7 protein-coding genes are annotated in these 6096 nt (G+C 71.5%); 2 read left to right on the top strand and 5 right to left on the bottom strand.

Annotation, left to right across the window (positions count from 1 at the left end; genetic code table 11):
- On the bottom strand, positions 1-262 hold a 262-nt coding region (locus E1281_RS36105), incomplete at its 3' end, for a LysR family transcriptional regulator (protein ID WP_131884196.1).
- 69 nt (positions 263-331) lie between these two features.
- Between E1281_RS36105 and E1281_RS36100 the strand changes: the two genes are divergently transcribed.
- Positions 332-859 carry a hypothetical protein gene (locus E1281_RS36100; protein WP_131884195.1) on the top strand — a complete coding sequence of 176 codons (528 nt, stop codon included), beginning with the start codon at positions 332-334 and terminating at the stop codon, positions 857-859.
- Here the strand turns inward: E1281_RS36100 and E1281_RS36095 are convergent.
- Complete coding sequence (locus E1281_RS36095) at positions 801-1337, bottom strand: RNA 2'-phosphotransferase (RefSeq protein WP_131884194.1); 537 nt, start codon at positions 1335-1337, stop codon at positions 801-803. The two genes, E1281_RS36100 and E1281_RS36095, sit on opposite strands and share 59 nt — an antisense overlap.
- 48 nt (positions 1338-1385) lie before the next feature.
- The gene (gene rpsT, locus E1281_RS36090; RefSeq protein WP_131884193.1) at positions 1386-1655 is read right to left on the bottom strand and encodes a 30S ribosomal protein S20; all 270 of its coding nucleotides are present in this window, start codon (positions 1653-1655) and stop codon (positions 1386-1388) included.
- Between the two features lie 243 nt (positions 1656-1898).
- Here rpsT and lepA point away from each other — a divergent pair, with 243 nt between their 5' ends.
- Positions 1899-3743: a translation elongation factor 4 gene (lepA, locus tag E1281_RS36085; protein ID WP_131884192.1), complete on the top strand. Its 1845-nt coding sequence runs from the start codon at positions 1899-1901 to the stop codon at positions 3741-3743.
- Positions 3744-3795: 52 nt separating this feature from the next.
- On the opposite strand, the gene E1281_RS36080 is transcribed toward lepA, so the two are convergent.
- A complete protein-coding gene (locus E1281_RS36080) occupies positions 3796-4314 on the bottom strand; it encodes a DUF4870 domain-containing protein (RefSeq protein WP_165959256.1) in 519 nt (172 codons plus the stop codon).
- Between the two features lie 141 nt (positions 4315-4455).
- The gene (locus tag E1281_RS36075) at positions 4456-5865 is read right to left on the bottom strand and encodes a hypothetical protein (protein ID WP_165959255.1); all 1410 of its coding nucleotides are present in this window, start codon (positions 5863-5865) and stop codon (positions 4456-4458) included.
- Positions 5866-6096: the final 231 nt, after the last annotated feature.

Genomic DNA, 6096 nt, shown 5'->3' with positions numbered 1-6096 from the left:
GCACGTCGGCGAGGAACGCGCCCATGCGGGCGTCGAGGTCGCGGGCGAAGCGGGCGGCCTGCTCCCCGGCGGGGGTGAGGGCCAGGCGGCGGCCGTGTCTGGTGTAGAGGGGCCGGCCGAGGGTGTCGGCGAGTTTCCGCACCTTGACGTGGAGGGCGGGCTGGGAGATGTGCAGCTCTTCGGCGGCCCGCGTGAAGTTGAGGTGCTCGGCGAACACGGCGAACGAGGCGAGCGCGTCAGTCGAGAGGCGGCTCAGTTCCATAGTTGGTGACTATAGTTCGCCTGTCGATCAATAGTTCCCCTGGAGAGGCGCCGGGGCGAGGGTTGGGGTATGAGCATCGAACCTCGGCTCGGCGTCGACTTCGGCCGGGTCATCCATGGCGGGCTCCTGGCTCCCGGCGACGGCGACACCGTGTTCCTGGACGGCCCCTTCGAGGAGGCGCTGGCCTCACCCGCGACGGAGGGCGTGTACGAGGTTCTGCCGGGGCTGGTCGACGCGTTCGGGGGACGGGCCTGGATCATCTCCAAGTGCGGCGACCGGGTGCGGAAGCGGACGCTGGCCTGGCTCGACCACCATGACTTCTACGCGCGGACGGGCCTGCCCAGGGAGAACGTCCGCTTCTGCCGCAAGCGGGAGGAGAAGGCGCGGCACTGCCGGGAGCTCGGGATCACCCACATGATCGATGACCGGCTGGACGTGCACCGGGCCATCCGGGAGATCGTCCCGCACCGGTATCTGTTCGGGCCGAGGGAAGGGCCCGGATGGGTGCGGCATGTTCCGGACTGGGCGTCCGCCGAGGTCATTCGGAAAGATATTCCGGCGGGACACGGCCGACCAGCCACACGCCGTTCGCGCTGACGCGGAACTCGTGCCCGTCGGCGGCCATCCGTGCGGCCTGGACGGCCAGGATGACGGGTTCGCCGCGGCGGGCGCCGACGCGCCGGGCGGTCTCACGGTCGGGGGAGAGGTGGACGGCGTGCCGCCCCATGGGCAGGAGGCCGTCGCGCAGGATCGCCCTCACGGAACGGCGCACGGTGCCGTGGTAGAGCGATTCCGGCGGAGACGCCGGAGACAGGTCCAGATCGACCTGGACCGAATGGCCCTGGACGGCGCGGATCCGGTCCCCGTCGAGGACGAACCGCTTCTTGTCGTTGGCCGCGACGACGTGTTCGAGTTCGGCGCGGGTGAGCGGGAACCCGTGACGGGCGCAGGCCGCGAGCAGCTCGGTGATGTCGGCCCAGCCCCCGCTGTCGAGGGTGAGGCCGATTCCCCCGGGGCGGTGCCGCAGATGCGCGGCGAGATATTTGGAGATCCTCACCGCGCGCCGCTCGTCCATGGACATGCGTCGGGGCCGGCGCGCCGGCCGGCCCCGTGCGTGCGGCTCCTACTTCGCCTGCAGCGCGGAGGCGCGCTTGGCGATCGCCGACTTGCGGTTGGCGGCCTGGTTCTTGTGGATGACGCCCTTGCTGACGGCCTTGTCCAGCTTGCGCGCGGCGTGCTGCTGCGCCGCCACGGCCACCTCGACGTCGCCGGAGTCGGCGGCCTCGCGGAACTTGCGGATCGCCGTCTTCAGCTCGGACTTGACGGCCTTGTTGCGCAGGCGGGCCTTCTCGTTCTGCTTGTTGCGCTTGATCTGGGACTTGATGTTAGCCACGTCGGTAGTGCCTCAGCTTTGTTCGCGATCCTCGCCTGCGCGGTCGGCAGGCTCTGACGAAAGGTCTGAACGGGGGCGGGACGGTGCCCCGGGGCACGACGCTACGCCACACGCAGTCGCACAGCCTACCAATCACCGGGGCCCTCCCCAAACCGGGCCGTGCACGGAGCATCGCGGCAGGCATGGGACCATGGGAGGTACACATGTCCTTGCCCATCAGCGATTCATTGCGAACGGACCCCGGTGGCAGCGCCCGAGCCTGACAAGACCGACCCCGCGATCATCCGCAACTTCTGCATCATCGCGCACATCGACCACGGAAAGTCGACCCTCGCGGACAGGATGCTGCAGCTGACCGGTGTGGTCGAGGAGCGCCAGATGCGCGCCCAGTACCTCGACCGCATGGACATCGAGCGCGAGCGCGGCATCACGATCAAGAGCCAGGCCGTCCGGCTGCCCTGGACGGCGGCCGGCACCGACCACGTCCTGAACCTGATCGACACCCCCGGGCACGTCGACTTCTCCTACGAGGTGTCGCGGTCGCTCGCGGCGTGCGAGGGCGCGGTCCTGCTGGTGGACGCGGCGCAGGGCATCGAGGCGCAGACGCTCGCGAACCTGTACCTGGCGCTTGAGGCCGACCTGCACCTGATCCCCGTCCTCAACAAGATCGACCTCCCGGCGGCGCAGCCGGACAAGTACGCCGAGGAGCTGGCCGGGATCATCGGCTGCGAGCCGTCGGACGTGCTGCGCGTGTCGGGCAAGACCGGCGAGGGCGTCCGCGAGCTGCTGGACAAGATCGTCGAGGAGGTCCCGGCGCCGGTCGGCGACCCCGACGGCCCGGCCCGCGCGCTGATCTTCGACTCGGTGTACGACACCTACCGCGGTGTGGTCACCTACATCCGGATCATCGACGGGCGGCTGTCGCGGCGCGAGAAGAGCCTGATGATGGCGACCGGGGCCGCGCACGAGACCCTGGAGGTCGGCGTGATCGCCCCGGAGCCGAAGCCGGTGCAGGGGCTCGGCGTCGGCGAGGTCGGCTACCTGATCACCGGCGTGAAGGACGTCCGGCAGGCGCGCGTCGGCGACACCGTCACCGGCGCGTCGCGGCGGGCGCCCGAGGCGCTCGGCGGCTACCAGGACCCGAAGCCGATGGTGTTCTCCGGCCTCTACCCGATGGACGGCGACCAGTACCCCGAGCTGCGCGACGCGCTCGACAAGCTGCGGCTGAACGACGCCGCGCTGGTCTACGAGCCCGAGACGTCGGCGGCGCTCGGGTTCGGGTTCCGCTGCGGGTTCCTCGGCCTGCTGCACATGGAGATCGTCCGGGAGAGGCTGGAGCGCGAGTTCGACCTCACGCTGATCTCGACCGCGCCGAACGTGGTGTACCGCGCGGTGATGGAGGACGGGACGGAGCACGTCGTCACCAACCCCAGCGAGTTCCCCGAGGGCAAGGTCGCCACCGTGTACGAGCCGGTGGTGCGGACGACGCTGCTGAGCCCCGCCGAGCACATAGGCGCGATCATGGAGCTGTGCCAGGGGCGCCGCGGCGTCCTGCTCGGCATGGACTACCTGTCGGAGGACCGCGTCGAGATCCGCTACACGCTGCCGCTCGCCGAGATCATCTTCGACTTCTTCGACCAGCTGAAGTCGAAGACCCGGGGGTACGCGACGCTGGACTACGAGCCCAGCGGCGAGCAGGAGTCCGACCTGGTCAAGGTCGACATCCTGCTGCAGGGGGAGTCGGTGGACGCGTTCAGCCAGATCGTGCACCGCGACAAGTCGCGCGAGTACGGGCTGATGATGACGTCCAAGCTCAAGGAGCTCATCCCGCGGCAGCAGTACGAGGTGCCCATCCAGGCCGCGGTCGGCGCCCGGATCATCGCCCGTGAGAACATCCGCGCCATCCGCAAGGACGTCCTCGCCAAGTGCTACGGCGGCGACATCTCCCGCAAGCGCAAGCTGCTGGAGAGGCAGAAGGAGGGCAAGAAGCGGATGAAGACCATCGGGCGGGTGGACGTCCCGCAGGAGGCGTTCGTCGCCGCGCTGTCCACCGGGGGCGGCGAGCCGGCCGACAAGGGCCGCAAGTGACCGTCCCGGGCCGGACCGTGCACCACGGCACGGGCCGGCTTCCCGCCGGGGACTATTTCTTCAGGATCGGCCAGGCCACGAAGGGCGGTACGGCCCGGAACTCGCCGCGGTTGGCGGCCCGCCCCGCGTAGACGAGGTAGAATATCACGGCCGCCGTGAACAGCAGCGGCGCCCAGATGAGCACCTCGACCGCCAGCGACAGCAGCAGGCCGACGAACCACACCGCGATCGCCGCCAGCCCCATGTTGAGGCCCTGCGCGGCGTGCCTGCGCACGAACGGTGAGCGGGCCTTGCTGATGTAGACGATGGCGGGGGCGATCGCGCCGACGAGGAACTGCCCCACGTACGCCATGAGCGACCACGTCCGCTCGTCGTCGGTGACGGGGCCGACGTTGCCGGGCATCTGGGCGGTGCCCCCGCCCTGCTGCTGCCAGGCCGAGCCGGGCTGCGGTTGCTGCTGCGGGGGCTGCTGCGGTTGCTGCCAGGCGTTTCCGGGCTGCTGCCACGGGGCCTGCTGCTGCCGTCCAGGCGGCTGCCCCTGACCGGGCGACGGGGGAGGCCCGTAGGCCATGGCGGACGTCCTCTCCAGAAGGTCGCTGTGCGCGTTCGTCGTGCGACTTGTCGTGCAGTGTACGACTCCTTGGACGCGTCCGGAGTTCGCGACGCTCCGCGCTTTCGTCCGCCCGTGGCCGTTTCGCGCCATGGCCGGCGGTCAGGCGGCCCCGGGCCCCCAGAGGACGGCCGACGGGCTCTCCCGCGTGAGCGTCACCGAGCCCCGCCATCCGATGGACGACGGCCGCGGCAGGTACGACTCGTCCAGGAAGAACCCCCGGTTGATCGACGTGACCGTGGCGGGCGCGCCGTTGTCGCCGATCCCCGTCGGACGGCGGAGCGCCTCGATGGACGCGATGTCGGAGACCCTCGTGCCCTCCGGGAGTTCGACGGTGGTGGCGACGGCGCCGTAGCGCTCGGCCGACCAGTCCGGCTGGTCGTGGTCGGAGCGGTAGAGCGCCGCCGGATCGGACTTCAGGCGGACGCCGAGCGCCACCCCCGGCGCCGAGCCCCACGCGGTCGCCGCACCGGTCGTCTTGGCGAACTCGGCGAACAGGTACGTCCGCTGGTCGCCGACCTTGCGCGTCGAAGGATCGGACGGCCGCTCGATCTTCCCCTCGCGGACCATCTCCTGCGCCGCGACCCGGTACGTCCACGGCTCGCGGTCCATGACGGCCTCGCGGGCGCGCCCGGCCGGACGGGTCCTGGACGCGTCGAGCAGGAAGCGCAGCGGCGGGTCCGGCGAGACGACGTCGCACATGTTGTTGTTCTGCGTGCACGTCTGCAGCACAGGGTGGTCGCCCTCGAAGCGGCCCGTGAACCGGAACGTCAGGTGCAGCGGCGCCTGGTAGACGGCGGTGCCGTCCACACGCCGCCCGGACCCGTCCACCTCCACCCGGTACACCCATTCGATGTCGGTCGTGCGGCCCCAGCGGGCCATCAGCGCCGGAGCGTCGGTGCCGCCGTCCTCGTTGCTCCACACCATCGAGTACTCGATGACCCGGTGCCCGGGCGTCGCCGCGGGCCGCGTCTCGTGCCACGCGGTCAGCGGGGGGTCGGTGGTGGCGTTCTGGTACGGGTCGCCGAACGGCCATCCCGTCCGCCCGACGACGATGGGCGCGTGCCGCAGCACGGCGGGGTCCGCGGCGGGCATCCGCACGCGGGTGCGGGCGAGCCTGACGCGCTCGGCCGCCGGGGCACTGCCCTCGGCGAACCGCAGCGTCACCCGGTGTCCGCCCTCCCGGACGCGCCCGAGCCCGAGGCTCCGGGCCACCGGCTCGGACGACGGCACGACGAGGTCGGTCACATGCCGCCCGTCCACCGCGATCGACACGACGGCGGACTCGGCGCCCGCGCGGCCCCAGGAGACGCCCGGAGCGGACGCGGCGAAGGAGATCACGGCCTCCCCGTCCCGCGCGGCGGTGAACGCCAGCGACCGGGCGGGCCCGCCGCGGTCGACGACGATCGTCCCCGGCCCGGAGGCCCCCGCGGGCCCGGCGAGGGCCAGGGGAGACCCGGCGAGGGCGGCACCGGTCAGAACGAGCACGCCCCGGCGCGCACGGCTTCTCATGATCGCCGAAGCTAGCCCGCCCGGATCGCGATCCGGTGACGACCCGGTCGCCCATGAGCGTCGACTTCGTGTCCCCGGCTCCGAAAGAGCCCCGGAAGGACGTCAGGCGTGTCCGGCGCGCGTCTGGAGGGGGCTTCGCAGGGGGCGGGCCGCGGACGGGAGGCGGAGGGACACGCCGGTGAACCGGTCCGCGGAGGCCTCCGCGCCGTCGGGCTCGTAGAGGGTGAGCCC

Origin of the sequence: Actinomadura sp. KC345 (assembly GCF_004348515.1) — a bacterium.
Classification (GTDB): Bacteria; Actinomycetota; Actinomycetes; order Streptosporangiales; family Streptosporangiaceae; genus Spirillospora.
This window is presented reverse-complemented; position numbering and strand designations above follow the sequence as displayed.

Coding starts and splice junctions, on each gene's coding strand:
- E1281_RS36100 (WP_131884195.1), top strand. CDS start 332: ATGAGCATCGAACCTCGGCTCGGCGTCGACTTCGGCCGGGTCATCCAT.
- E1281_RS36095 (WP_131884194.1), bottom strand. CDS start 1,337: ATGGACGAGCGGCGCGCGGTGAGGATCTCCAAATATCTCGCCGCGCAT.
- E1281_RS36080 (WP_165959256.1), bottom strand. CDS start 4,314: ATGGCCTACGGGCCTCCCCCGTCGCCCGGTCAGGGGCAGCCGCCTGGA.
- E1281_RS36075 (WP_165959255.1), bottom strand. CDS start 5,865: ATGAGAAGCCGTGCGCGCCGGGGCGTGCTCGTTCTGACCGGTGCCGCC.